The following is a 24,928-nucleotide window of genomic DNA, read 5'->3' on the forward strand; positions in this document are numbered from 1 at the left end:
TAAGACCTGCGCCGCACTTGGCTAGCCGTCCCCACGGATCCCTGAACGGCATGAGGCCGAATCGATACTGGGAAAATTGGACGCACGAAAACCAATTAGTTATCGCATAGACGCTGGACTGCTAACGGGGGCCCATCAGATCCCCTTACGGGCACCCGAAGCTATGTGTCGCCGACTCTCCCTATCTCGTAACCCAGCCGTCTCAAATCCTTAGGGATATGAGACGGCGAGAATGTTCGGTCCTAGTAGTCGATGGCCTTGCGGTCCATGGATTTGAGGGCCGCGAGGCGGGCCTCCACTTCGGTCTGCTCGCCGAGGTCTTCGAGGGCCGCGAACTGGGCGTCCAGGGATGAGGCCGCGAGTTCCTGCTGGCCGCGGACCGTGGCTTCCTTCCGGCGAATGTTCTCCTCGTACCGGCCGATCGCGGAGGTGGGGTCCCCGGAGTCCAGGGCTTTCAGGGCGTCGTGGACCTGGGACTGTGCGGCTGCCGTCCGGGACCGGGCCACGAGCTCGTTGCGCTTGGCGGCCAGCTCCCCAAGTTTGCCGCGCATCTGGTCCAGGCCCTGCTTGAGCTTGTCGACGACCTCGTTCTGAGTGGCCAAGGCCGGTTCCTGGGCCTTGGCGGTGGACTCGGCGGTCATCTGCCGGCCGATGGCGACTTTGGCCAGGTTGTCGAACTTGTCGGCGTTCACCGGGTTCCCGGCGGCCCGGAACTCGTCAGCCTTCTTCGAGGCTGCGATGGCCTTGCTGCTCCAGGTGCTGGCCTCGGTCATGGCACGGTTGTGGTCTTCTTCAGCCATCCGGAGGTTGCCGATCGTGGTGGCGACGGCGGCCTCGGCTTCGCGGATGTTCTCCGAGTAGTCCCGGACCATCTGGTCCAGCATCTTCTGCGGGTCTTCCGCGGAGTCCAGGAGGGCGTTCAGGTTGGCCTTTGCCAGCTGGGCGACGCGGGCGAAAATACTCTGCTTCACAGTGGTCTTTCTATCAGGAACGGGTTTCAGGCTTCATGTGTGCGGCAGCGTCAGGGGACAGACACAACGTGCAGCCCCTCCGCCGGCTACTCCGGCTACTGGGTCAGTGCATAGCTGCAGTGATGCGTACCGAGGCGAATGCCCCCGTTCCCCACTCCGACTCATCGACTTCTCCGTTGATGACATCGACCGTTATCCCGCCAGACCTCAGGTCAACAGTCTGGACAGCGGGCGTGCCGCACGTGAAATCGAAGGAGTGGTTGAGTGAGGATCCTCCAGGCTTGCGCTGGTCCAAGACCATCCTGGCTTGCGAAGTACCAATGCAGGCCATTGTGATGTCGTAGCTTCCGTCAGCGGGCACCCGACCGTTCACGACGAAGGAATTCATTCCGCCGCTGATCATCTCGGTCACGGCCATATAGGTGTCCGAAGTCGGGATGCCCAGCACCTCGTTCAGCTTTGCCCGGTTGCCCTGCTCAAGCTCTACAACATGAGATGGCTTTTCATGAGAAACCGTCGGTGGCTGAGCATTGACAGTGGCAGTCGCGTCGCCAGCCGGCTCGTTGGATCCGTCGTGGTATTCGCAGCCGGCGAGTCCTCCGCCACCTAGGACTGCTGCCGCAAAAGCTGCCGTGTACCGCCAATGTCGTACTCCCCCAAGACGTGACATGCCCTTGAGCCTACGCCAACCAGTGATCATGACGGAGCGCTTCAGACTGATTGCCCAGGCTGGCTCTCCTCGCCTGGCGTTATCCCCGCTGCCGGCGGCCGCGCGCCCAGATGACTTCCGCGACGCCGGCCAGGGCCAACGGGAACGCCACTACAGCGGCCACAAACCGCTTCAGGTCGTAGGGGGCCTGCAACCTAGCCAAGCCCACCAGAGCTCCGGGCAGCCCGACGCAGATGGTCACCCAGACGGGGTTGTCACGTGCGCCGGACCAGACAGCAGCCCCGAGCGACAGCGCGCAGCCGGCGTAGATGAAGAGACTGCCGGTCCAGACCTCCTGCTGTTCTGCCGGAGAAGGAAGCCAGATGTGCCAGCCGGCGCGCATATGCCGTAGCCGATCAGGAGTATCGAGGCGAGAATGAGCAGGATCCAAGTGCCCGTCCCCCGCCCGGCGCCTGGCCTTAGCCGACTCGTGCCTGGTCCAAGGCATTGAGCAGCCCGTCGGTGTCCGCAACGTCGTAAAAGGCCACTGTTTGCCCGAGCCCGGCACTGAAGAAGTCCATCCCCGTGTTCTGATACATTCCCATCCCCATCCCGAAGAGTCCTCCCTGAGATCCGAAGGTAACACTGACATGCCGTCCGTCCTTGGACCGGTCAACCTTGGTTGGCATGCCACTCACGGGCGACTCTGAAACGGATCTATCCCCCACGCAGACAATCGCGCGGCGGTCAGTGAGCCCGTAGGCCGTGCGGAGCTTCCGCCGCTTCTTGATGATGAACCGGCCAAAGATGAAGTAGAGGCCGACCAGGACGAAGGGGACGCCCCAAAGTGCGAAGAAGGGCTGTTGCTTGGCGGTGGTGACAGCCATGAACTCCCAGAAGATCGCGAAGCCGCCCCAGAGGATGCTGAACGGCACCAGGAAGGCGTCCGCACCGGTAAATCGGACCTTGGGGTCCGGTTGCCCAATCCATAAAAGGTGTTCACCTTGGCGGAGGAGCGGCAGAATACGGCTTCGCGGGTCGTCCATGCCGGAAGTCTTGCACAGCACCTCCGGCCTGAACAGGGCAAACTCCGCAGATACTCCACATCACTTGGCGGCCACGTCGTTGCGGCGGAAGGTGCCGGCGATGGAGAGTTTGCGGCCGTATTCGATGGACCCGTACCGGAACAGGTGGACGGCGAGGCGGATGATGAGGGCCCCGACGACCAGTAGCTCGACGATGACGATGGTCGCTTCGACCGGGGTTGAGGGTGCCGAAGGCGTTGCGGAGCAGCGCGGTGACCGGGGCGGTGAGCGGGAAGTACGTGAAGACCTGCACGATGAGGGCGCCGGGGTTGGAGATGACGAGGCTGAATGTGTAGAAGGGGATGAACATCATGGCCATCAGCGGCCCGAAGAGGGTGCCGGCTTCCTTGGCGGTGGGCATGATCGCCCCGATGGCGACCAGGACGCCGGTGAAGACGGTGAACCCGCCAACCAGCAGCAGGGCGCCGGTGACCATGGGGCCGGGTTCGAAGACCAGGGACGAGAGGTTCATTTCCGGCAGGGCGAGGGAGTCGCGGAAGAACAGGTAGGCGAGCCCGACCGGGGCCAGGAACACCAGGATCTGGACGAGCCCGACAGCGAACAGGGAGATGATCTTGCCCGTGATCAAGGTGGTCGGGTTCAGGGTGGTCAGGATCATCTCGGTGACCCGGTTCTCCTTCTCCTCCAGGGTGGAGTTCAGCATCTAGTTGGAGAGCAGAATCATCGAGATGTAGAAGACCACGAGGAACAGCATTGGCGGGATCACTCCCCGATGCCGGCGGCGACCTTGCCGTCCTTGAAGGTTTCGGAGTCGAATTTCACGGTCCCGGTCAGGGCTGCCGTCAGCTGGGGCGAGGCGACCTGGTACTGGGCCGACGCTGCCAGCAGCTGCTTGGCCACGGCTTCGTACTTGCCGTTCTCGAACATCCCTTTGTCGGCCCCGTAGACCTTCACTGGTTCCTTGGTCGGGTCCGCCGGGAACTGGAAGTACGCCTCGCTGCTGCCGTCACGCACCGCGGCGATCGCGGCCTCCGGGTTGTCCGTGTACGTCCCGCCGGCGGCCTTGGCGCCCGGGGCCATGATGATGCCGGAGGCGTCGCTGTACGTGAAGGCGAAGCGGGCGCTCTTCTGCGCCTCGGCGCTGTCCTTGGTGCTCTCATTGGAGGCGAACACGAGGGCGAAGACGACGATCAGGAGGACCGGGATCGCCAGGGTCGCGATGGCGAAGCCGCGCTTCTTGATGGTCCGGATGAATTCGAAGGCGACCACGGTGCCAAGGTTGTGCTGTGCCATGTCTAGTCCTCTGCCGTCTGTTCGCCGTAGACCTTGATGAAGATCTCATCCAGGGAGATCCGTGCCGGCGTGAAGGACCGGAGTGCGACGCCGGTCTCCACAAGTTCGCGCAGAACCTTCTCTTCGGAGGCTCCCTGCACGGGGGCCAGCTCGGCCCGGCCGTCGTTGGCCGTGATGATCCCGTACAGCTCCGATTCCGGCAGCACGCCGTCGTAGGCGATCCGGTAGACGGTGCCGCCGAACTCTTCCTGGACCTCTTCCACCGTCCCGTAAGCGTGGGAGACCCCGTCTTTGAGCAGGATTACCCGGTCACACAGCCGTTCGACTTCTTCCATCTGGTGGGTGACCATGATGACGGTGGCGCCGGCCCGCTTGTGCTCTTCGATAATGTCCATCAGCAGCCGCCGGTTCACGGGGTCAAAGCCCTTGGTCGGCTCGTCCAAAATAAGCAGTTCGGGATCGTTCATGATCGTCACGCCCAGCTGGACCTTTTGCTGTTGGCCGCTGGAGAGCTTGTCCAACCGGGACTTTGCCTTGTCGGCCAGACCCACCCGCTCCAAGTAGTGTCCGGACCAGGACCGGGCCGCGGCCTTGGACAGGCCCTTGAGCCGGCCGAAGTAGACCATCACATCCAGGACGTGCTCCTTTTTGTACAGGCCGCGTTCCTCCGGCAGGTACCCGAGCCGGGCGCCGTCCCGGGGTTCGAAGACCTTGACCCCGATATGCAGGGTCCCGGCCGTGGGCTGGTAGATGCCCAGTAACGCCCGCAAAGTGGTGGTCTTCCCCGACCCATTGGAGCCCAGGAAACCGAACGTCTCCCCCGCGTGCACGTCGAAGGACAGATCCCGGATGACCGTGGTGTCCCCGAAGTCCATCCGGAAGTCTTTGATGTGCACAAGCGGCTCCGCCGCGTCCCCCAACGTCATGGTCTCAGCCTATCTATGGCAGGTGGGTCCGTCCCCGACAGGCATGCGTAGAGGGACAGCCGTGGGTGCCAGTCTTGAGCAAACCTTGCGGGGGATCGTGGGCTGGCGTTTAGGAACGGGTCCTACCGTAGTGGCAAGGGCCCGCTTGTTGGGGGCAGGACCTTACACATGGGGACAGGGCCGGCGGCCGGGACACCACTGAGACCGGATGTCACAACGCCGTCGGCCCAACCCCCTCATCCCCGACCCGGACTCCATGGGCTCATCCTCAAAGCCGGCTTTTCACGCGGATGAAGAGGGCGACCAGCGCAGCCACGAAAAACGACAACGTGAGGACGGACAGGACGGCCAGGGCCGGGTTCGTCCACGGCGGCACCAGGTCGTACTCGGCGTTGCACTTAGTGGTCAGCGGGAACAGCTGGAGCTGCTCATGAGGGTGCGCGACGTGGTACTCGTGGTCGTACGGCTGCCCGGCACCCAGTTCGCATGCCTCTGCGACGTCGAGCCCGCCAGCGGCAGCGCCCTGGAAGAAGACGACAAACAGCAGGAACGCCGACAGTATCGTCAACCTCAGCCAAAAACCGGTCGGCTTCATATGCAGCAAGGCTTGCCCCCATCCTTTTGCTGGCAGCCTACCTATGTGTCCCCTAACCGCCGAAACGGGTACCGGTTACTCGGGCGGCCGTCAGGGAGGGTGTCGTAGCGTAATGGGCAGGGCCGGCGGCGATGGTGCCGCCTGAGACCGCGGCACCTCCCCCAGCCGCCGCCGGCCCCAGCACAAACTTAGCCCGTGATGAAGCCCTATACGGCGTCGTACTCCAGGCCGGTATTAAAGCTGTCGTGCTTCGGGTCTGCTCCGGACGAGCTCCACCCGTGGAGGCTGTAGCCCCATCCGGCCGGCCCATGAAGAGGTGTTGATTGCCTCGTCCCAGGCATCCTTTCTTCCTGGTTCCAAATGGGGGAGATGTGGTCGAAACCGTTCATCACCCAGTCGGGGCAGTCCCGCTCGATGCCAGATAGGCGTCAAGCCGGCAGGCAGCAAAGCGGATTTGCTTGCGGTGCGGTCGCCTACCAGCTCAGAATCCGGGATTGGCTGACCGACCGACGGGTCGGGGCCTGCCATGGTCTGACCTGCAATGGGTAAGTACGCTTCCGTCGGCGGGGAGAGTGATTTTCGCTGCGGAGGTAAGGGTGAGGACCTTAGTCAGGAATGAAAGAAAGCCCCAGGTCCTGGACTCGAACCACGGGGGCTTCCATTAGCTACCTCTTGCATAAATGACTACGATTTCCGTCTCGCGACGGAGTCAATGGCGAGCATCGCGTGGGTGAATCTTGATTCAGAGTCATAGAGAGATTTGTTAATTGAGGACGAATCTGCGCATCTTCTGCGCCTCAGAATAGGATAGGTGATGCGATCGTTTAGCGCCGCATATGTTGTTCGACACTGATTTCGTGGCGAGATCCGTAGAGCTGTGAGCTGAATGGCCGACTGGCTACCACCAGCGACTCCGTCGTCGCTGCGAACTCATAGAATCAGCGCACCCATGAAACGCCCGCATGAAGCCCCACTCCTGCAGGTAGCAGTTCGGGGGCCTTAGTCAACTGCTCGCGGTGTTCCTCACGCAGAACGTGCAACACCGCTTCTCCCCTATGTCCGGACATAAGAGGCGCAAGAATCTGCACTGCATCAAGCAGCAGGGTCACATGCGTTGCCGAAGGATTCTGGGTCGTTTGAATCAACGGTTCTCGCCCGTCATCAAATACGAGCGTCCAAGTGCAGTATGGCGGGGCAATGAATGTAGTCAATAGGATGCTGAGCGCGTGGACGGGCGGCACAGCAGGAATGCCTGACAAAGCACGGCGAAGAGGAACTAAGCCGTGGTCGGGAAGCTCGGAAGTAGTCTCAGTTCCGTCGATCCCCGCGTCATCCAGCGCCGACATGGAGGTGGCATATTGCTTCGTTGCATTTTGCCGGACCGCCTCCTCACTCCTCAGAAACTCCTCGGCCTCGACAGTAAGTTTTTCGACTTCCCGATTCAAGGGAGATAGGGTTTTTTCGATTATCGATGGGTCTTCCGCCAAGGCGTGGAGTTCTGCCTTCTTTCGAGCGGCTTTTGCCAGAGCATCTGCCAGCCGGTTGTACACATTATGAGAATGACCTGCAACCCACACGATGTCTGAATCCATAACTCCGCGGAGGCCCCGAATGGATTCAACGACTGGCATGTCACTTTCGTCCTTGCTGCCTGCCGGGCTCTGCAGTGCATGAAGTGCCTGGGTACTGTCAGTGCAGATGAGAAACTTGCGAGTAATAGCCGGCTTTCCCAAGGCACCATTTCGCACGGCGGCAGCAAGTTGCGGGTATATTTTATGCGTTTCCTCGATTGCACACTTAATGGCTAACAGTTCAGCACGTTTAATGGTGCCCTTGTCCTCAGCGAAACAGCTGGAGCCTTTGTGTACATGCAATTGGTCGTCGTGACTGCCCTTTATGGCAACGACCCATCCGACACCCATGAAGTATTTGTTTCCGGTCGCTGGATCCGGGAGACTCACGGAGGCGTCCGCAGCCACAACCGTCAGTCTGCTATTCGGCAGAACAATGGATTCGACTGACCTGATCTTCCTGTGAGCATCAGCCTTCGCGTTCCGAAAAGCCGTTTCCCCAATCTCCAATAGCTCCGGAAAGGGCGCTTCAGGGCTAACCGTGAATCGTTCAGGAAGCTCATAAAGTGAGGGGTTCCGAAGGTCCTTCGCCAGGAAGCTCACAACGACTTGTCCCTCGGCAACCGTATCCACCAACGCCTGGACTGCTGCGGAACACAGCTGCGAATGCGTGTGGCATCCAACGATTAGAAGCTCGCACAGCGGCTGACGACGGTCCGAAAAAGCAACCGTCCATCCATAAAACGGGTTGTTCAACCATGTGGAAATCACAACACAAAGCGGCTCGCCAGACAACGAATCGGTGGTCATCACAAAAACCTCAATGCCGGAACGAGCTCGCCAAAACGAGCGCGGCACCGCCCGCGTCTTGCTCCACACCGCTCGCCATACAGCCAGACCGCCATAGATAGCCTCCTCATAGGAGTGGCACCTTGACCGGAATCATACATCTTCGGGACCACCCAAGACCGCTTACAGCACCGATGTAGGTCAGGTATTGCGGCGGAATTCTGATGCCCGGAACCTGACCCGACGGCACTTACCGCAATCTCCCGTCACAAGGGGCAGCTTCCGGACCTACCTGATCTTTGAAGTCGCTTGCCCAGTGCGGCCAGTTAGGGCCACCATCAGTTGCGCGTCTGAATTGGCTGGGTGACTGGACGGGTCGAGACTAACAACGGCGGGCCGCAAGCAAGCACGCCCTGCATGCCCGCTCCGCGGCCCAGCTTCTGGCGATCGTAAAGTGCCCGGTCGAGCTGTGGTCGTGACCCGTGCGCTCCGGAGACGCCGTGGTGTACGTAAGGGTCATCACGGCGGGCGCCGGCGCCCAACAGGTCCGCCCTCTGCCGGTCGACGGATTGCTGCCGCGTCGAAACTCGCGCGTAGCGCCAGCAGGGAAGTTTCAGATCGTTCCGCGAAACTAGGATTCTTGCGATCGGAGCGAATACTCGTTCGATGAGACGCCTCGTCCCGATGATGCCGGATTCGTTCCCTTGGGATACGAGACAATCTGAAATTGGGGCACCGTCTCTCGGCAGTTTTGCCCGCGGGTGTTATGGGGATCCGCTGACGCCCATACTGAGCATTTCTGGTCCTTTTCGGCTAGCCGGGAAAGGTCATCAGGTGAAACTCCCTAGGGCGCGAGGAGACCCGGAAGCAGGATCTTCGTTCCGGAAATCACCACATCGGCTTGCCTGTTAGCGCAATGCCAGCTCGACTCGTCCGATTACAGAGTTGCTTAGAACCGCCAAGAGGTCAAAGGTCGTCAGCATTGGAATGGCCTCGGCCCAGCACAGCGATCGACTAAGGGCCCCCGACAGGATTAAAGGCAGTTCTTCAGGACGCCGACAATGACGTCATGCTCGGGTTGGGTGACCCAAAGCGCGTACTTGGCCTTGACGTCAGTTTGCCGCTCGACATATTCACACCGAAAAGCTTTGTTCGGGGGAAGCCATGTGGCGGCGTCTTTGTCGCCTTTGGCGCTGTTAGTAGGGCCGTCGGCGACCATGAGGTTCAGTGGGTCGTTCGCGAGCTCTTTGCGCTGATCTGCGCTCAGCTGCTGGGCACCTTTCTGCCACGCGTCGCTAAGCGGGACAATGTGGTCAATTTGGATGTCGGAGCTGGTGTCCTGCCCGCGGACGAAGTTGATCGTGGTGCCCGTGTACTTGTCGGCCAGTGTGCCTGTCGCGACGACGCAGTTGTTGGTACCGGGTTTGAACGTCTCCTCGGTCAGGTCGCGGGCGAGGATGTCATTACGTGTGTCGCAGCCGTTGTGGTCTGTGTCGGCCCAGGCGGGTCCGAACTCATCGCGGGTGTAACCAGTCTTTGGGGCTCGGCCCTTGACCGGGATGGTCTCAAGCTGGACGAGGGCTTGTCCTGCCTCTCGGGCAGCGCCACCGCCCGAAGACTGACCAGCAGAGGTACTTGGAGCGGTTCCGATGCCCTCTATGGCATGGGCGGCAGCGTCACAGCCGGCAAGCGGGCCGACCAGCAAGAGGGCGGCAGCGACTGTCAGGGCTGGGGCAATCGAGCGAATGATTTGAACGGCCCTTCCGTATTGAGGCGAGTTGCTTCACACTAACTTCGGCCACCTTGTGCAAGCGGTAAGAGGACATGTCGTGCCCGCCACACCGGAGCAAGTGTAAGAACTGAACCAGGAAGCCCCTGGCAGGCCGAATCAATTCACCGTGGCCAGGCGGGCCTTGGAACGGGTCCCTATCAGCCGCTGCTTGGTCAGGGGTTGCTCCGTTGATTGCTTGGACTCCGCGCCACCAGGAAGGATCTCGCTCAATCTCGCAATTTCCCGGATGTGCTCTGAGGTAAAGATGATCTTTCCCTTTCCCCAGCAGGCGTGAGGGAACTTTCCGCTGGTCGCGCCGTCACGCAGCCAAGACTCAGTGCAGCGCATCAGCGCTGCTGCTTCGGCAGGCTCAAAAAATTCGATATCCACAGCGTCTCCCAGGAATAGGTGCACGTTTCCCAGTTCATGCACCCGGCAGGACTCGCCAACATGACCGAGACCCGTAGTCGCCGGCGCCGACTCCCTGAAGGCTCGCTACAGCGGCTGGAAAGCCGTCACGGACCGCTCAGTGGCGTCGGCACCCACCTGCAATGCCTCAGGCATCAAGTGCCCGTAAACCTGCTCGGTGGTCTTCGTGGAGGCGTGCCCGAGCCGGCGCGAGATAGTGAACAGGGGGACGCCGTCCTGGATCAGCCAGGACGCGTGCGTGTGCCGCAGGTCGTGGATCCGCGGGCTTTTGGTCAGGCCGATGGCCTGGGCCGTGCGAACGGCAGGCACCCAATAGTCAGCCCAGTAGAGCTTGTGAACTATCCGGCCGCCCGTAGGCGTTGTAAACACCAGTTCTTTTCCTGGCCTGCTTGCCACCAGCGGGATCAGCAGTTCCACCAGCGCAGGGTTCAGCCCGATGGTCCGCTTGCCAGCGCCGGTCTTGGGCGGGCCAACATAAAACTGATTCTGCCCATCCCGCTTCCAAGCCTTGTTGATACGCGCGGTGGGCGGCTTCGAAAGCAAATCGACATCCGCCACGGTCAATGCGGTGGCTTCTCCGAAGCGGGTGCCGGTCATGACCAGGAAGTCCGTGAAGGCCTTGTACCGCTCCCCCATCCCCTCCATGATCAGCCTGTACTCGGCATGAGTCAGGAACATGGCCTCATCTTCAGCCTTCTCAATGTTCGGCAGCTGCACCCCACGACAGGGATTGCGGCTAATGTAGCCGAGCATCTCGGCGGTGTTCATCGCAGCCGAAATCAGGCCGTGAATGTTGTGGATCGTCTTGGGTGCCTTGCTCTTCGCCATCATCGACTTCACCCAGTGCGCGATGACGCGGTAGTCGAGTTTGTCCACGGGAACGTGACCTATGACTGGCCGGATGTGGAGGTCCAGCATGGTCTGGTATGTCTTGACCGTTCCGCTCGATGGGCGGACCAGCAGGTCGATGTGTTCCTGGATGACTTCCGCCACAGTGGGTGGATGTTTCTCATTGCTCAGGATGGCGTGCTGAGCAATTTCAAATGACTGTCCATTGGCGTCCAACAGGCGCTTAAGGGTTTCCGCCTCGGTAAGGGTGGCTACTGTAAGGCCTTGGGCGGTCTTGGTCTTCTTGTCCCGCCAGCGAACCATGTAGGACTTTGAACCGTCCTTTTTGGTGCGAGTACTGATGCTGGCCACACACAAAACGGTACGCTCGTGTACACACTTTGGCGGATTTTGTACACGCACATTCCTTCAACAGGCCCTTGACCTGCGGAAACACTGTGCCCGAGGTGGGACTCGAACCCACACACCTTTCGATACCGCATTTTGAGTGCGGCGCGTCTGCCAATTCCGCCACTCGGGCGCGGATTACGCGGAGCCAAAGTACGCTCACAGCTGACTGTGAGCAACGCGATCGCTTCACGTACGCGGAATTACTCTACATGCAGATAGGCTGAATTCCAGAATCGCGCCGCCGTCGCCGCAAACGAACCCTGCAAACCAAGTACAGCAGCGGTGGCACCTAAGATAGTGATGTCCCGCCGTACCTTTTCAAGGAGATCCCGTGACTGAACAGACGGAGTCCAAGCCCACGTCCCAGCCGGCGCGCCGCGTCATTGTGGCAGAGGATGAAACCCTCATCCGCCTCGACATCATCGAGATCCTGCGCGGCGAAGGTTACGATGTCGTGGGTGAGGCGGACAATGGCGAGAAGGCCGTCCAGCTCGCCGAGGAACTCAAGCCGGACCTGGTCCTCATGGACGTCAAAATGCCCGTCATGGACGGCATTTCTGCGGCCGAAAAGATCGTCAAGGCCCGCATCGCCCCCGTGGTGCTGCTGACCGCCTTCAGCCAGAAGGAACTGGTGGAGCGTGCCCGCGACGCCGGCGCCATGGCCTACGTCGTCAAGCCCTTCACCCCCGCGGACCTCATCCCGGCGCTGGAGATCGCACTCTCCCGGCACGAGGAAATCAAGGCCCTCGAGAGCGAGGTGTCCGACCTGCAGGAGCAGTTCGCCACCCGCAAGCTCGTGGAACGCGCCAAGAGCCTGCTGACCACCAAGATGGGCCTGACCGAACCCGAAGCCTTCCGCTGGATCCAGAAGACCTCGATGGACCGCCGCCTTAGCATGCGCGAGGTTGCAGAGACCATCATCAACCAGGTCAACTAACGCGCCGGCCAGGCCCCGAAGAGTTTCCGACGGCGGCCCGGCCCTACGCGTAAAGTACCCTAACGCGCACAGCACCAAAGCAAAGGACCCCTGCCAACCGGCAGGGGTCCTTCGCTGTGTCTGAAGACCAGGCTAGGCCTTCTTCTTCTTTTCCGGCCACGGGCCGAGCTTTTCCTTGTTGCTGGCGACGTCTCCGGCGCGCGTGGAGTCGGCGAGGTCGCCCACCTTGTGCACCTTCAGCGAGTTGGTGGAACCCGCCTTTCCGGGAGGCGAACCGGCGGCGATGACCACCAGGTCACCGTCTTCCACAAGTCCCATTTCCTCAAGGCTGCGGTCCACCTGGGCCGTCATGGCGTCGGTGTGGTCAACCATCTGGACAAGCACCGGCTGGATGCCCCAGGTCAGCGCCATCTGGTTCCAGACCTGCTCCACCGGGGTGAACGCGAAGACCGGCTTGATGGGCCGCAGACGGGAGAGCCGGCGGGCCGAGTCACCGGACTGGGTGAACGCACAGATGTACTTGGCGTCCAGCTGGTCGGCGATTTCGACGGCGGCACGGGTGATGGCGCCACCACGGGTCCTGGGCTTGGTCCCCAGCGGGGGGACGCGCTCCAGGCCGTGGACCTCGGTGGATTCGATGATCCGGGCCATGGTCTTGACCGTCTCGATCGGGTACTTGCCCACGCTGGTCTCACCGGACAGCATGACAGCGTCAGCACCGTCCAGGACGGCGTTGGCGCAGTCGGAAGCCTCTGCACGGGTGGGGCGCGGGTTGTCGATCATGGACTCAAGGACCTGGGTGGCCACGATGACCGGCTTGGCCCAGCGGCGTGCCAGTTCAATGGCGCGCTTCTGCACGATCGGCACTTCCTCCAGCGGAAGCTCCACGCCCAGGTCGCCACGGGCCACCATGATGGCGTCGAAGGCGTCGATGATCTCGGGCAGCTGCTCAACGGCCTGCGGCTTTTCGATCTTGGCGATGACCGGTACGCGGCGGCCTTCCTCGTCCATGATCTCGTGGACGCGGGCGATGTCCGTAGCGTCACGCACGAACGACAGCGCCACCAGGTCAACGCCGCGGCGCAGCGCCCAGCGGAGATCGTCCTCGTCCTTCTCGCTCAGCGCGGGCACGTTCACGGCCACGCCGGGAAGGTTGATGCCCTTGTTGTTGGACACCATGCCGCCAACGGTCACCTCGGTGACCACCTTGACGTCGTCCACCGCCGTGGCACGCAGGGCCACCTTGCCGTCGTCGATCAGCAGGGCATCGCCCACCTTGACGTCCTCGGTGAGGCTCTTCAGCGTGGTGGAGCAGATCTCCCGGGTACCGGGAACGTCTTCGGTGGTGATGGTGAAGACGTCACCCACGGCCAGGGCGTGCGGACCGTCGACGAAACGGCCCAGGCGGATCTTGGGGCCCTGCAGGTCGGCCATGATGGCCACGGCCTTGCCAAGGTCGGATGCTGCCTTGCGGACGTTCTCGTAGGTGTTGTCATGCACGGAGTAGTCGCCGTGGCTCATGTTCATGCGGGCGACGTCAACGCCGGCTTCCAGCACCGCGAGGGTGTTTTCGTAGCTGGCAATTGCCGGGCCAAACGTAGCCACAATTTTTGCGCGTCTCATATACCTACCCTATTGGTCTCTTGCATTGGTTAAGTTGTCTGCGAGGTGAACCCTCGATGCATCCTGCGGGACTGCGGCCAGAGGACGGCGGCTAGAGGACGGCGATGGCCCGGTCCGTCGGTGCTACGGGAGCGGGAAGGATCGTGCTTCCCATCAGGTACTTGTCAACGGCGGCAGCGGCGGCACGTCCCTCGGCGATGGCCCACACGATCAGGGACTGCCCGCGGCCGGCGTCACCGGCAACAAACACGCCCTCGGTGTTGGTCATGTAGTAGCCGTCGCGGGCCACGTTGCCGCGGCCGTCGAATTCGGCGTGCACCTGTTCGGTGATGCCGGCAGGCTCGGCACCGGTGAAGCCGAGGGACAGGAACACCAGGTCCGCCGGGATGATCCGCTCGGTGCCGGCCTTGGGGAGGCGCTTGCCGTCAACGAACTCGGTCTCCGCCACCTTCACGCCGGTCAGCTTGCCGTTCTCGCCAACGAACTCGACCGTGGACGCGAGGTAGGTGCGTTCGCCGCCTTCCTCGTGCGCGCTGGCCACCTCGAACAGGGTGGGGAACGTCGGCCACGGCTGGTGGCTGGCACGCTCCGACGGCGGCTGCTTGCCAATCGCCAGGGTGGTCACCGAGGCGGCGCCGTGCCGGTGCGCGGTCCCCAGGCAGTCAGCACCGGTGTCGCCGCCACCCAGGATGACAACATGCTTGCCGTGGGCGTTGATCTGGTTCTCGATGGTTTCCCCGGCGACTGCACGGTTGGCCGGCACCAGGTAGTCCATGGCGAAGTGGATGCCGTCCAGGTCGCGGCCCGGGATGGGCAGGTCACGCGGAACGGTGGCGCCGGTGCAGACCACGACGGCGTCGTAGCGCCTGCGCAGCTGCTCCCAGGTGACGTCGGTCCCCACGGAGACGCCGGTACGGAAGCGGGTGCCCTCGGCCTTCATCTGCTCGACGCGGCGGTCCACCTGCTCCTTTTCCATCTTGAAGTCGGGGATGCCGTAGCGGAGCAGGCCGCCGATCTTGTCGTCCCGCTCATAGACGGCAACCGTGTGGCCCACGCGGGTGAGCTGCTGGGCGACGGCGAGTCCTGCCGGGCCGGAGCCAACCACCGCAACGGTCTTGCCGGTCAGGCGTGCGGGCGGCAGCGGGTTGACCCAGCCGTTGTCCCAGGCCTCGTCGATGATCGAGACTTCCACCTGCTTGATGGTGACCGCGGGCTGGTTGATTCCCAGCACGCAGGACGCCTCGCACGGCGCCGGGCAGAGCCGTCCGGTGAACTCGGGGAAGTTGTTCGTGGCGTGCAGGCGCTCGATCGCTTCCTCACCCTTGTCCCGCCACATGAGGTCGTTCCACTCGGGAATGAGGTTGCCCAGCGGGCAGCCCTGGTGGCAGAACGGGACGCCGCAGTCCATGCAGCGTCCGGCCTGGGCCTTCAGCGTGCCTTTTTCCTGCGCCTCATAGACCTCTTTCCAGTCCATGATGCGGACGGGAACAGGACGGCGTGGCTGGGTTTCACGCTGGCGTACTTTCAGAAATCCGCGTGGATCAGCCACCGGTCACCTCCAGGATTCGAGACCATACTTCTTCGCCGTCGGGGTCAAGGCCCTCTTCGATGGCGTCGAGACGGGTTTGCAGCACAGCCGCGTAGTCGCGCGGCAGCACCTTGGTAATGCGGGCAGCGGTGTCATCGAAGTTCTCGAGGAGACGCGCCGCCAGCTGGGAGTCAGTTTCTTCCACATGCTTGACCAGCAGGCCGTGGACGATGTCGCGGTCTTCGGCGTCCAGCTCGCGGAGCTGGAGTTCGCCGGACTGCAGGGCGTCCTTGTTGACCTTGGCAGTGTCCAGGTCCAGGACGTAGGCGGTTCCGCCGGACATGCCGGCACCGAAGTTGCGGCCGGTGCGCCCGATGATCAGCGTCTGGCCGCCGGTCATGTACTCGCAGCCATGGTCGCCAATGCCTTCGACGACGGCGGTGGCACCGGAGTTGCGGACCAGGAAGCGTTCGCCCACCTGGCCGCGCAGGAACATCTCGCCGCTGGTGGCGCCGTAGCCGATGACGTTGCCGGCGATGACGTTGGTCTCCGCCTTGAACACGTTGGTACGGTCCGGGCGGACGACGATCCGGCCGCCGGAGAGGCCCTTGCCCACGTAGTCGTTGGAGTCGCCGTAGAGCCGCAGGGTGATGCCGGCAGGCAGGAAGGCACCCAACGACTGGCCGGCGGTGCCGTTCAGCGTGATGTCGATCGTGTCCGTGGCCAGCACATCCGTGCCGAAGGTCTTGGTGACCACGTGGCCCAGCATGGTGCCCACCGAACGGTCGGTGTTGATGACGTCAACGGTGATCTTCACCGGGCTGCGGTCCGTCAGCGCTTCCGTGGCCATGGTGATCAGCCGCTGGTCGAAGTGCTTGTCCAGCTCATGGTTCTGGCCGGTCATGTTGCGCAGCGGCGCGTCGTCGTCGAACTCCAGGCCGTGCAGGATCGGGTCCAGGTCCAGGCCGTCGGCCTTCCAGTGGTCGATCGCCTCGCGGGCGTCCAGGACCTCTGCGTGGCCAATGGCCTCCTCGAGGCTGCGGAAGCCAAGCTCCGCCAGGATCTCGCGGACTTCCTCGGCAAGGAACTCGAAGAAGTTGACCACGAACTCCGGCTTGCCGCTGAAGCGGGCGCGCAGCTCGGGGTTCTGCGTGGCCACACCCACGGGGCAGGTGTCCAGGTGGCAGACGCGCATCATGATGCAGCCTTCCACCACCAGCGGAGCGGTGGCGAAGCCGAACTCCTCGCCGCCCAGCAGCGCGGCGATCACAACGTCGCGGCCGGTCTTGAGCTGGCCATCCACCTGCACCACCACGCGGTCGCGCAGTCCGTTGAGCATCAGCGTCTGCTGGGTTTCGGCCAGGCCGAGCTCCCACGGGACACCGGCGTGCTTGAGCGAGTTCAGCGGTGAGGCGCCGGTACCGCCGTCGTGCCCGGAAACGAGTACGACGTCGGCCTTGGCCTTGGTCACGCCGGACGCCACGGTGCCGATCCCGACTTCCGAGACCAGCTTCACGTGGACCCTCGCCGAGGGGTTGGCGCGCTTGGCATCGTAGATGAGCTGCGCGAGGTCCTCGATCGAGTAGATGTCGTGGTGCGGAGGCGGGGAGATCAGCCCCACGCCGGGGGTTGAGTGCCGTGTCCGGGCCACCCAGGGGTAGACCTTCTGCGCCATCAGCTGGCCGCCTTCGCCGGGCTTGGCACCCTGGGCCATCTTGATCTGGATGTCGTCCGCGTTGGTCAGGTAGAGGCTGGTCACGCCGAAACGGCCGGACGCGATCTGCTTGACCGCAGAGCGGCGCTTGGGATCGAGCAGGCGATCCACGTCCTCGCCGCCTTCACCGGTGTTGGACTTGCCGCCCAGCTGGTTCATGGCGATGGCCAGCGTCTCGTGGGCCTCCTGCGAGATGGAGCCGTAGCTCATCGCTCCCGTGGAGAACCGCTTGACGATGCTGGAGACCGGCTCCACTTCCTCAAGGGGCACGGACGGGCGGTCGTTCTTGAACTTGAGCAGGCCGCGGAGGGTCATCAGGTTGGTGGACTGGTCGTCCACGCCCTTGGTGTAGGCCTTGAAGATGTCGTAGCGGCGCTCACGCGTGGCGTGCTGCAGCCGGAACACGGTCTCCGGGTTGAACAGGTGCGGTTCGCCGTCACGGCGCCACTGGTACTCGCCGCCGCCCAGCAGGGGGCGGTGCGGCTGCTCGATGCCGCCCTCGGGGTAGGCCATCTGGTGGCGTGCGGACACTTCGGCCGCGATCACGTCCAGGCCCACGCCGCCCAGCTGGGAGTGCGTGCCGGCAAAGAACTCGTCCACCAGGTCCTGGCCCAGGCCAAGGGCTTCGAAGGTCTGGGCGCCGGTGTAGGACGCCACGGTGGAGATGCCCATCTTGGACATGATCTTCAGGACGCCCTTGCCCAGGCCCTTGATCAGGTTGTAGACGCCGTCCTGCGGGGTCACACCGGTGACGTCGCCGGCAGCGATCAGCTGCTCCACGGATTCCATCGCCAGGTACGGGTTGACGGCGGACGCGCCGTAACCAATGAGCACGGCCACGTGGTGCGTTTCGCGGACATCGCCGGCCTCGACCACCAGGGCAGTCTTGGTGCGGTTGGCGCTGCGCAGCAGGTGATGGTGCACGGCGCTGACCAGCAGCAGCGACGGGATGGGTGCCCACTGGGCGTTGGAGTCACGGTCGGACAGCACGATGTACTGCACGCCGCGGTTGATGGCACCGGAGACCTGCTCGCAGATCTCGGTGAGCCGGGCGCGGAGCGCGTTCTCGCCGCCTTCGGGCCGGTACAGGCCGCGGACCTTCATGGCCACGCGATTGCCGTCCGCGTCCTCGATGTTGGCGATCTTGGCGAGCTGGTCGTTGTTGATCACCGGGAAGGGCAGCTGGACCTGGGGCTGGCGGACCTGCTTGGTGTCCAGCAGGTTGCCGTTGGGTCCGATGGCGCAGGTCAGGGACGTGACCAGTTCCTCGCGGATGGCGTCCAGCGGCGGGTTGGTGACCTGCGCGAAGGACTGGACGAAGTAGTCGAAGAGCAGGCGGGGGCGCTTGGACAGCACGGCCACGGGGGTGTCGGAACCCATGGCGCCCAGCGGCTCGGCGCCGGTACGGGCCATCGGGCCGAGCAGGATCTTCAGTTCCTCGGTGGTGTAGCCGAAGGTGCGCTGGCGGATGTTCACGGACGCGGCAGTGTGCACCACGTGCTCACGCTCGGGCAGGTCGTTGAGGTCGATCAGGTTGTCCTTGACCCACTCCGCCCACGGGTTGGCCGCGGCAACTTCGGCTTTGACCTCTTCGTCATCGATGATGCGGCCGGCCTCGGTGTCCACCAGGAACATCTTGCCCGGGGACACCCGGCCCTTCTTGACCACCTTGGAGGGTTCGACGTCGATCACGCCCACCTCGGAGGCGAAGACGATCAGGCCGTCTTCGGTGATCCAGAATCGTCCGGGGCGCAGGCCGTTGCGGTCAAGGGTTGCGCCCACCAGGTTGCCGTCGGTAAAGGACACGGCGGCGGGGCCGTCCCACGGTTCCATCAGCAGGGAGTGGTACTCGTAGAAGGCGCGGCGGGCCGGATCCATGGTGGCGTGGTTTTCCCAGGCCTCGGGGATCATCATCATGATCGAGTGCGTGATGGGCCGGCCGGACAGCCACAGCAGCTCCGCTACCTCGTCGAACGAGGCGGAGTCGGAGGCGCCGGGGGTGCAGATGGGGTACAGCTCTTCCGGCGAGTCGCCCAGCAGCGGGTTGGCGAGCTGGGACTGGCGGGCGCGCATCCAGTTCCGGTTGCCCTTGACGGTGTTGATCTCACCGTTGTGGGCAATGGTCCGGAACGGCTGGGCGAGCGGCCAGGACGGGAAGGTGTTCGTGGAGAAGCGTGAGTGCACGATCGCCAGCTTGGTCTTGAACCGCTTGTCCGAAAGGTCCGGGTAGAACGGCTCCAGCTGGGCGGTGGTGAGCATGCCCTTATAGACGATGGTGCGCGAGGACAGCGAGGGGAAGTACACACCGAACTTGTTCTGGGCACGCTTGCGGATGCGCCAGGCGCGCGAGTCGAGCTCGTTGCGGTCCAGCTCCTCGCCGTTGGCGGATGCCAGGAAGGGCTGGGAGAAGTAGGGCATGCAGGCGCGGGCCATGGCGCCCACGAGGTCGGCGACCACCGGCACTTCACGCCAGCCGAGGACCTTCAGGCCCTCATCGGCGGCCAGGCCCTCGATACCTGCCTTGGCGGCGTCGGCCTCGCGCTGCTCGGCAGGCAGGAACGCGGTACCGGCGACGTACTGGCCCGGTGCGGGCAGCTCGAACTCGGTGACCGCACGGAAGAACTCGTCGGGGATCTGCATGAGCAGGCCCGCGCCGTCGCCCGTGCCCTCGTCAGCACCCACGGCACCGCGGTGCTCCAGGTTGCGCAGGGCGGTCAGGGCGGCGTCGACAATGTCATACCCGGGTTCGCCGCGCAGGGTCGCGATGATCGCGAGTCCGCAGGCGTCCTTCTCCTGTTCCGGGTTGTAGAGCCCGGCGGCCTCCGGCATGGCTGCGAAGCGCTTGAACGGCGACATTGCAGTCTCAGGCTGGTCCGGTTCGGACCAGCTGGGAGTGTGAAGAGTTTGGGTCATGGGAGACGTCCTTCCTCCTGATCGTGCGTATGGAAGGGACACCGTTGGCCCCACTCGTCGGCGCCGCTGCGGTGGGCACAACAAAGTGTTGATTACTGGAAATTGTAGGTCAGCGCAGCCTGCTGAACTAACGGTTACGCAGGCCCCTGCCCGAGGCATCATCAGCCAGCAAATCCATGCTGGGCGGACGGTGCCCCATGCCACGACATTGTGGTTTTCGGGCGCTTCGAGCGGTGGCTCTGCTGCCCTGCCTGGCCGGCGCCCTACTTGCCGGTGCCGGCCTCCGGTGCGGGTCCTGTGGCTGTGCTGCCGGAGTGTCCGGCAGCCGTTGCATCCGTTCCGGGCTTTGAGCCCGCCGGTGCCGCCGCGGCTTCTTCCGTGGGATCGGAAGCATGCCTGGAACCGCTGTGGTTATCAGGGAGATTACCACGCGAATCACTATCTGAGACAACATCGTCCGGATCACGGACTTCATGACTGGCCACGGAATCGGTTCCCGGTTCCACGGTTTCCTCCGCTCCGTGCCCCGGAAGGTACACGGTGTCCGGGGCCGTCCGGCTTTTGAGGCCCAACAGGATGAAGGCGACCAGGGCCGCCAGGAACACGAAGATGCTGGTCCACACGTTGAGCCTGGTGGTGATGCCGAAGATGGTGATCTGTTCGGCGTCGTCGATGCGCATTGCCTCGATCCAGACCCGGCCCAGGGTGTAGTACATGGCGTACAGCCAGAAAAGCCGGCTCCGGCGGAAGTTGAAGCGCCGGTCCAGGGCCAGCAGGATCAGGACGCCGGCCAGGTTCCACAGGGACTCGTAGAGGAACGTGGGGTGGAAGAGGGTGTCCGCGGGCATGCCGGCGGGGAAGTTGGGGTTGTCGGCGTCCACCTGCAGGCCCCACGGCAGCGTGGTGGGACCGCCGAAAAGTTCCTGGTTGAAGTAGTTGCCCCACCGGCCTATGGCCTGGGCCAGGAGCAGGCCCGGGGCCGCTGCGTCGGCGAATGCGCTCAGCTTCACTCCGCTGCGGCGGCAGCCGATCCAGGCGCCAAGGGCCCCAAGGACCACGGCGCCCCAGATTCCCAGCCCGCCGCGCTGGATCTGCGGGATCAGCGAGAGGTCTCCGGTGCCGTCGAACCCCGGGCCGAAGTAAGCGTCCGGTGATGACACCACGTGGTAGAGCCGGCCTCCAATGATGCCGAAGGGGATGGCCCAGATGACGATGTCCCAGACGCTGCCTTCAGGGGCGCCGCGCCTGGCCCAGCGGACGGATGTGAGCCAGAGCCCCGCGACGATCCCCGCGAGGATGCACAGCGCGTAGGCGTGGATCCGGAGGCTGCCCCAAGGCAGGGGAATGTCGAAGCCGGACCAGTCCGGGCTGGGGATGCTGGCCGGCACCATCGTAGGTACCAGCGCGGCTGCCTGAAGGAGTGGCTGCATGTCCTAGGCCCCGGCTTCCTGCGCCAGGCCCGGTTCAGGCGCCAGGCCGGTGCTCAGGTCCTTGGTGAGGGCGGCGACGGCATCCACTCCCCCGTCGCGGAGGGCCGCCACCAGGGCGGTGCCCACGATGACGCCTTCGGCGTAGGCGGCGATTTCGCGGACCTGGTCCGCGGTGGAGACGCCCAGCCCGACGCAGACGCGCTCGGCGCCGGCGCCGTGCGCCGCCGCCACAACGTCCTTGGCTGCGGTGCTGACGGAGGTGCGGGCACCGGTGACGCCCATGATGGAGACGGCGTACACGAATCCACGGCTGGCATCCACGGTCCGCTGCATGCGCTCCGCGGTGGAGGACGGCGCCACGAGGAACACACGGTCCAGGCCGTACTTGTCCGAGGCTTCCATCCACTCGGCGGCCTCGTCCGGAATCAGGTCCGGGGTGATCAGCCCGGCTCCCCCGGCTTCGGCCAGCCGGCGCGAGAACTCATCCACGCCCATCCGGACCACCGGGTTCCAGTACGTCATGACCAGGACGGCGGCGTCGGTCCTGCTGGTGATGCCGGCCACGACGTCGAACACCTGGCTGACGTGGAAGCCCTTGGCCAATGCCTCGGTGGTGGCGGCCTGGATGACCTGGCCATCCATGACGGGGTCCGAGTAGGGAATGCCGATCTCGATCAGGTCCGCGCCGTTTTCCGCCAGGGCAATGCCTGCGGCGATGGTGTCCTCCACACTGGGGTAGCCGGCGGGGAGGTAGCCGATGAGGGCGGAGCGTCCCTGGGAGCGCGCCCTGTCGATGGCTGCTGCCGACTTGCTGGTCATCTCTGCCCGGTTGGCCATTTCTGCACTGCTCACAGCTGCTCCCCCTCTTTGCCGATCTCGGATTCGGCGGAATTCTTGTCCAACAGGTCAAACCATTCGGCGGCGGTGGCCACGTCCTTGTCTCCGCGTCCGGACAGGTTGACGATGACGATCTTTTCGGCCGCGGCCGCCGGGTCTTCGGCAGCAAGCCGCTGTCCCACCTTGATGGCTCCGGCCAGCGCGTGCGAGGACTCGATGGCGGGGATGATGCCCTCGGTGCGGCACAGGAGGCGGAAGGCCTCCATGGCTTCGCTGTCCGTGATGGGCTCGTAGCTGACCCGTCCGATGTCGGCCAGGTAGGAGTGCTCGGGTCCCACGCCGGGGTAGTCCAGGCCGGCGGAGATGGAGTGCGACTCGATCGTCTGGCCGTCGTCGTCCTGCATCAGGTAGGAGCGTGCGCCGTGCAGCACGCCGGGCTTGCCCAGGGTGATGGTGGCGGCGTGCCGGCCGGTTTCGACGCCGTCGCCGCCGGCCTCGAAGCCGTAGATCTTCACGGAGGGATCATCCAGGAACCCGTGGAAGATGCCGATGGCGTTCGAGCCGCCGCCGATGCAGGCGCAGACGGCGTCCGGGAGGCGGCCCTCCTGCTCCAGGATCTGGGCGCGGGCTTCCTCGCCGATGACCTCGTGGAAGTAACGGACCATGGCCGGGAACGGGTGGGCTCCGGCAGCGGTGCCCAACAGGTAGTGGGTGTTGCCAACGTTGGCCACCCAGTCCCGGAGGGCCTCGTTGATGGCGTCCTTGAGGGTCTGGGATCCGCTGGTGACGGGAATCACCTTGGCGCCCAGGAGTTCCATGCGGGCGACGTTAAGCGCCTGGCGGCGGCAGTCCTCGGCGCCCATGTACACCACGCACTCCAGGCCCATCAGGGCGGCAGCGGTAGCGCTTGCCACGCCGTGCTGGCCTGCGCCGGTCTCGGCGATGACGCGCGTCTTGCCCATGCGCTTGGCGAGCAGCGCCTGGCCAAGGACGTTGTTGATCTTGTGCGAACCCGTGTGGTTGAGGTCTTCGCGCTTGAGGAAGATGCGCACTCCCCCGGCGTGCCGGGAGAACCGCTTGGCTTCGGTCAGGAGGGACGGCCGGCCGGAGTAGTTCTTGTTCAGGTCAGCGATCTGCGCACGGAAGTCGGGATCGTCCTTGGCCTTGTTGAAGGTCTCTTCAAGTTCGTCCAAGGCGGCGATGAGGGACTCGGGCATCCATCGCCCGCCGTAGTTTCCGAAGTACGGCCCCGGGGCGTGGCGGAGGGATCCGCCCTGCAGGAATGCTTCCGCGGTGTTGTTGTCAGCGTTTCCTGAGGGTGCGTCAGCCATCAGTCCTGTCCTGTTCGGTGGTGGTTGGTCAAAAAGTTGCTGTTCCGGCGGTGGCGGCCGGACTGGTGTGCTGTCCTGCGGGCCGGCGTGCCACGGGTCCGCAGGACGACGGTTTGGTGCGTTTCGTCAGCCGCGGGCGGCGATGGCGGCGGCACCTGCGGCAGTGAACTCTGCGATGCGTTCCCGGGGCGTGGCGTGGCTTACCAGTGCCTCGCCCACCAGTATGGCGTTGGCGCCGCTGCCGGCGTAGTGCGTGACGTCGGCGGCGTCGCGGACGCCGGATTCGGCAACCACCACGGCCTCGGCCGGAATCAGCCCCGCCAGTGCGGCAAAGACGGAACGGTCGACGTCGAGCGTTTTGAGGTTGCGCACGTTGACGCCGATGATCCGCGCGTTGGCGGCCACGGCCCGCTCGATTTCCTCTTCCGTGTGGGTCTCCACGAGCACGTTCATGCCCAGGTCCCGGCTGAGGGCGCTGAATTCGGCCAGCTGGGCGTCCGAGAGGGCAGCCACGATGAGCAGGATGAGGTCGGCGCCGTGGGCACGGGCCTCCCAGATCTGGTACTCGTCGAGCGTGAAGTCCTTCCGCAGCAGCGGGATGTCGACGGCGGCGCGCACGGCGTCGAGGTCGGCCAGGGACCCGTTGAAGCGGCGCTGTTCGGTGAGGACGCTGATGACGGAGGCACCGCCGTCGGCGTACTGCCGGGCGAGCGACGCCGGATCCCCGATGCTGGCGAGATCGCCCTTGGAGGGGCTGCGGCGTTTGATTTCGGCAATGACTTTCAGCTGTTCCCGGGTTCGGGAGGTGCCGCCGAGGGCTGCCCACGCGTCACGGGCAGGTGCCGCGGCCTGGGCCAGGTCCTTCAGCTCGGCCAGGGAAACGAGCCGTTTCCTGGCCTCCATATCCTCCCTGACACCGGCGTTGATGTCGTCGAGAACAGTCGCCATCAGTGGCCGGAGTTCTTCAGCTTGCTGCCTTCGACGCCGTAGCCTGCCTTGCGCATGACGTATCCGAGGATCAGTCCGACGACCATGACAACGGCGCCGCCGATGAAGATGGGGGTGCTGGCGATGACGAAGGCGATGGCTGCGATGAGCGCGCCGACGAGCATGACGATGACGCAGGTCCACGCGGCCGGGCTGTTGCCGTGGCCCAGTTCCTGGCTGTGGTCAATGGCGCCGGGGGCAACGGTGCGGGTGCCTGACTTGGAAACGGACGCAGGTGCTTTGCTCATGGAAATCTCCTCAGGATGGATACTGCTTACATTCTGCCATTTTTTGGCTGCCGCCCGCGTACCGCAGGGCCTGCCGCCCCTGCCGGCGCCGGCGTCCGCCG

22 protein-coding genes and 1 tRNA gene are annotated in these 24,928 nt (G+C 64.0%); 1 reads left to right on the top strand and 22 read right to left on the bottom strand.

Going from position 1 to position 24,928, the window contains the following annotated elements; translation table 11 throughout:
- Positions 1–242: 242 nt before the first annotated feature.
- From ACV095_RS12060 to ACV095_RS12125, 14 genes are all read right to left on the bottom strand, one after another.
- Positions 243–971 (bottom strand): PspA/IM30 family protein, encoded by a 729-nt coding sequence (locus tag ACV095_RS12060; protein ID WP_478221970.1) that lies wholly within the window; start codon positions 969–971, stop codon positions 243–245.
- A gap of 103 nt (positions 972–1,074) precedes the next feature.
- Complete coding sequence (locus tag ACV095_RS12065; RefSeq protein ID WP_478221971.1) at positions 1,075–1,641, bottom strand: hypothetical protein; 567 nt, start codon at positions 1,639–1,641, stop codon at positions 1,075–1,077.
- 79 nt (positions 1,642–1,720) lie between these two features.
- Positions 1,721–2,023: a hypothetical protein gene (locus ACV095_RS12070; protein WP_478221972.1), complete on the bottom strand. Its 303-nt coding sequence runs from the start codon at positions 2,021–2,023 to the stop codon at positions 1,721–1,723.
- A 76-nt stretch (positions 2,024–2,099) separates the two neighbouring features.
- The gene (locus ACV095_RS12075; protein ID WP_478221973.1) at positions 2,100–2,666 is read right to left on the bottom strand and encodes a hypothetical protein; all 567 of its coding nucleotides are present in this window, start codon (positions 2,664–2,666) and stop codon (positions 2,100–2,102) included.
- On the bottom strand, positions 2,620–3,369 hold the full coding sequence (locus ACV095_RS12080; protein ID WP_478221974.1) for an ABC transporter permease: 750 nt from the start codon (positions 3,367–3,369) through the stop codon (positions 2,620–2,622). The genes ACV095_RS12075 and ACV095_RS12080 overlap by 47 nt, the downstream gene beginning before the upstream one ends.
- 59 nt (positions 3,370–3,428) lie before the next feature.
- A complete protein-coding gene (locus ACV095_RS12085) occupies positions 3,429–3,959 on the bottom strand; it encodes an ABC transporter permease family protein (RefSeq protein WP_478221975.1) in 531 nt (176 codons plus the stop codon).
- 2 nt (positions 3,960–3,961) lie between these two features.
- Positions 3,962–4,885 carry an ABC transporter ATP-binding protein gene (locus tag ACV095_RS12090; RefSeq protein WP_478221976.1) on the bottom strand — a complete coding sequence of 308 codons (924 nt, stop codon included), beginning with the start codon at positions 4,883–4,885 and terminating at the stop codon, positions 3,962–3,964.
- Positions 4,886–5,153: 268 nt separating this feature from the next.
- A complete protein-coding gene (locus ACV095_RS12095) occupies positions 5,154–5,489 on the bottom strand; it encodes a hypothetical protein (RefSeq protein ID WP_478221977.1) in 336 nt (111 codons plus the stop codon).
- Between the two features lie 929 nt (positions 5,490–6,418).
- A complete protein-coding gene (locus ACV095_RS12100; RefSeq protein ID WP_478221978.1) occupies positions 6,419–7,861 on the bottom strand; it encodes a hypothetical protein in 1,443 nt (480 codons plus the stop codon).
- A 317-nt stretch (positions 7,862–8,178) separates the two neighbouring features.
- Complete coding sequence (locus ACV095_RS12105; protein WP_478221979.1) at positions 8,179–8,382, bottom strand: hypothetical protein; 204 nt, start codon at positions 8,380–8,382, stop codon at positions 8,179–8,181.
- A 491-nt stretch (positions 8,383–8,873) separates the two neighbouring features.
- Complete coding sequence (locus tag ACV095_RS12110; protein WP_478221980.1) at positions 8,874–9,545, bottom strand: HNH endonuclease family protein; 672 nt, start codon at positions 9,543–9,545, stop codon at positions 8,874–8,876.
- A 183-nt stretch (positions 9,546–9,728) separates the two neighbouring features.
- The gene (locus ACV095_RS12115; protein WP_133247110.1) at positions 9,729–10,001 is read right to left on the bottom strand and encodes a hypothetical protein; all 273 of its coding nucleotides are present in this window, start codon (positions 9,999–10,001) and stop codon (positions 9,729–9,731) included.
- A 105-nt stretch (positions 10,002–10,106) separates the two neighbouring features.
- Positions 10,107–11,240, bottom strand: coding sequence for a tyrosine-type recombinase/integrase (locus tag ACV095_RS12120; RefSeq protein WP_478221981.1), 1,134 nt, complete (start codon positions 11,238–11,240; stop codon positions 10,107–10,109).
- 87 nt (positions 11,241–11,327) lie between these two features.
- Positions 11,328–11,409, bottom strand: a tRNA-Leu gene (locus ACV095_RS12125).
- Positions 11,410–11,610: 201 nt separating this feature from the next.
- Here ACV095_RS12125 and ACV095_RS12130 point away from each other — a divergent pair.
- Positions 11,611–12,216 (top strand): ANTAR domain-containing response regulator, encoded by a 606-nt coding sequence (locus ACV095_RS12130; RefSeq protein ID WP_009358190.1) that lies wholly within the window; start codon positions 11,611–11,613, stop codon positions 12,214–12,216.
- A gap of 132 nt (positions 12,217–12,348) precedes the next feature.
- Here ACV095_RS12130 and pyk read toward each other — a convergent pair whose 3' ends face one another.
- From pyk to ACV095_RS12170, 8 genes are all read right to left on the bottom strand, one after another.
- The gene (gene pyk / locus ACV095_RS12135; RefSeq protein ID WP_478221982.1) at positions 12,349–13,839 is read right to left on the bottom strand and encodes a pyruvate kinase; all 1,491 of its coding nucleotides are present in this window, start codon (positions 13,837–13,839) and stop codon (positions 12,349–12,351) included.
- A 91-nt stretch (positions 13,840–13,930) separates the two neighbouring features.
- Complete coding sequence (locus ACV095_RS12140; protein WP_056393678.1) at positions 13,931–15,388, bottom strand: glutamate synthase subunit beta; 1,458 nt, start codon at positions 15,386–15,388, stop codon at positions 13,931–13,933.
- On the bottom strand, positions 15,381–19,994 hold the full coding sequence (gene gltB, locus ACV095_RS12145) for a glutamate synthase large subunit (RefSeq protein WP_056393676.1): 4,614 nt from the start codon (positions 19,992–19,994) through the stop codon (positions 15,381–15,383). Before gltB ends, ACV095_RS12140 begins: the two co-directional genes overlap by 8 nt.
- Before the next feature lie 263 nt (positions 19,995–20,257).
- Positions 20,258–21,424 (bottom strand): prolipoprotein diacylglyceryl transferase, encoded by a 1,167-nt coding sequence (lgt, locus tag ACV095_RS12150; protein ID WP_478221983.1) that lies wholly within the window; start codon positions 21,422–21,424, stop codon positions 20,258–20,260.
- 3 nt (positions 21,425–21,427) lie between these two features.
- The gene (gene trpA, locus ACV095_RS12155) at positions 21,428–22,261 is read right to left on the bottom strand and encodes a tryptophan synthase subunit alpha (protein WP_144600022.1); all 834 of its coding nucleotides are present in this window, start codon (positions 22,259–22,261) and stop codon (positions 21,428–21,430) included.
- Positions 22,262–22,272: 11 nt separating this feature from the next.
- The gene (gene trpB, locus ACV095_RS12160) at positions 22,273–23,592 is read right to left on the bottom strand and encodes a tryptophan synthase subunit beta (protein WP_478221984.1); all 1,320 of its coding nucleotides are present in this window, start codon (positions 23,590–23,592) and stop codon (positions 22,273–22,275) included.
- 126 nt (positions 23,593–23,718) lie between these two features.
- Complete coding sequence (trpC, locus tag ACV095_RS12165; protein ID WP_478221985.1) at positions 23,719–24,540, bottom strand: indole-3-glycerol phosphate synthase TrpC; 822 nt, start codon at positions 24,538–24,540, stop codon at positions 23,719–23,721.
- Positions 24,540–24,827 (bottom strand): HGxxPAAW family protein, encoded by a 288-nt coding sequence (locus tag ACV095_RS12170; protein WP_018770784.1) that lies wholly within the window; start codon positions 24,825–24,827, stop codon positions 24,540–24,542. The genes trpC and ACV095_RS12170 overlap by 1 nt, the downstream gene beginning before the upstream one ends.
- Positions 24,828–24,928: the final 101 nt, after the last annotated feature.

This window comes from Arthrobacter sp. JDC6, from assembly GCF_056484025.1.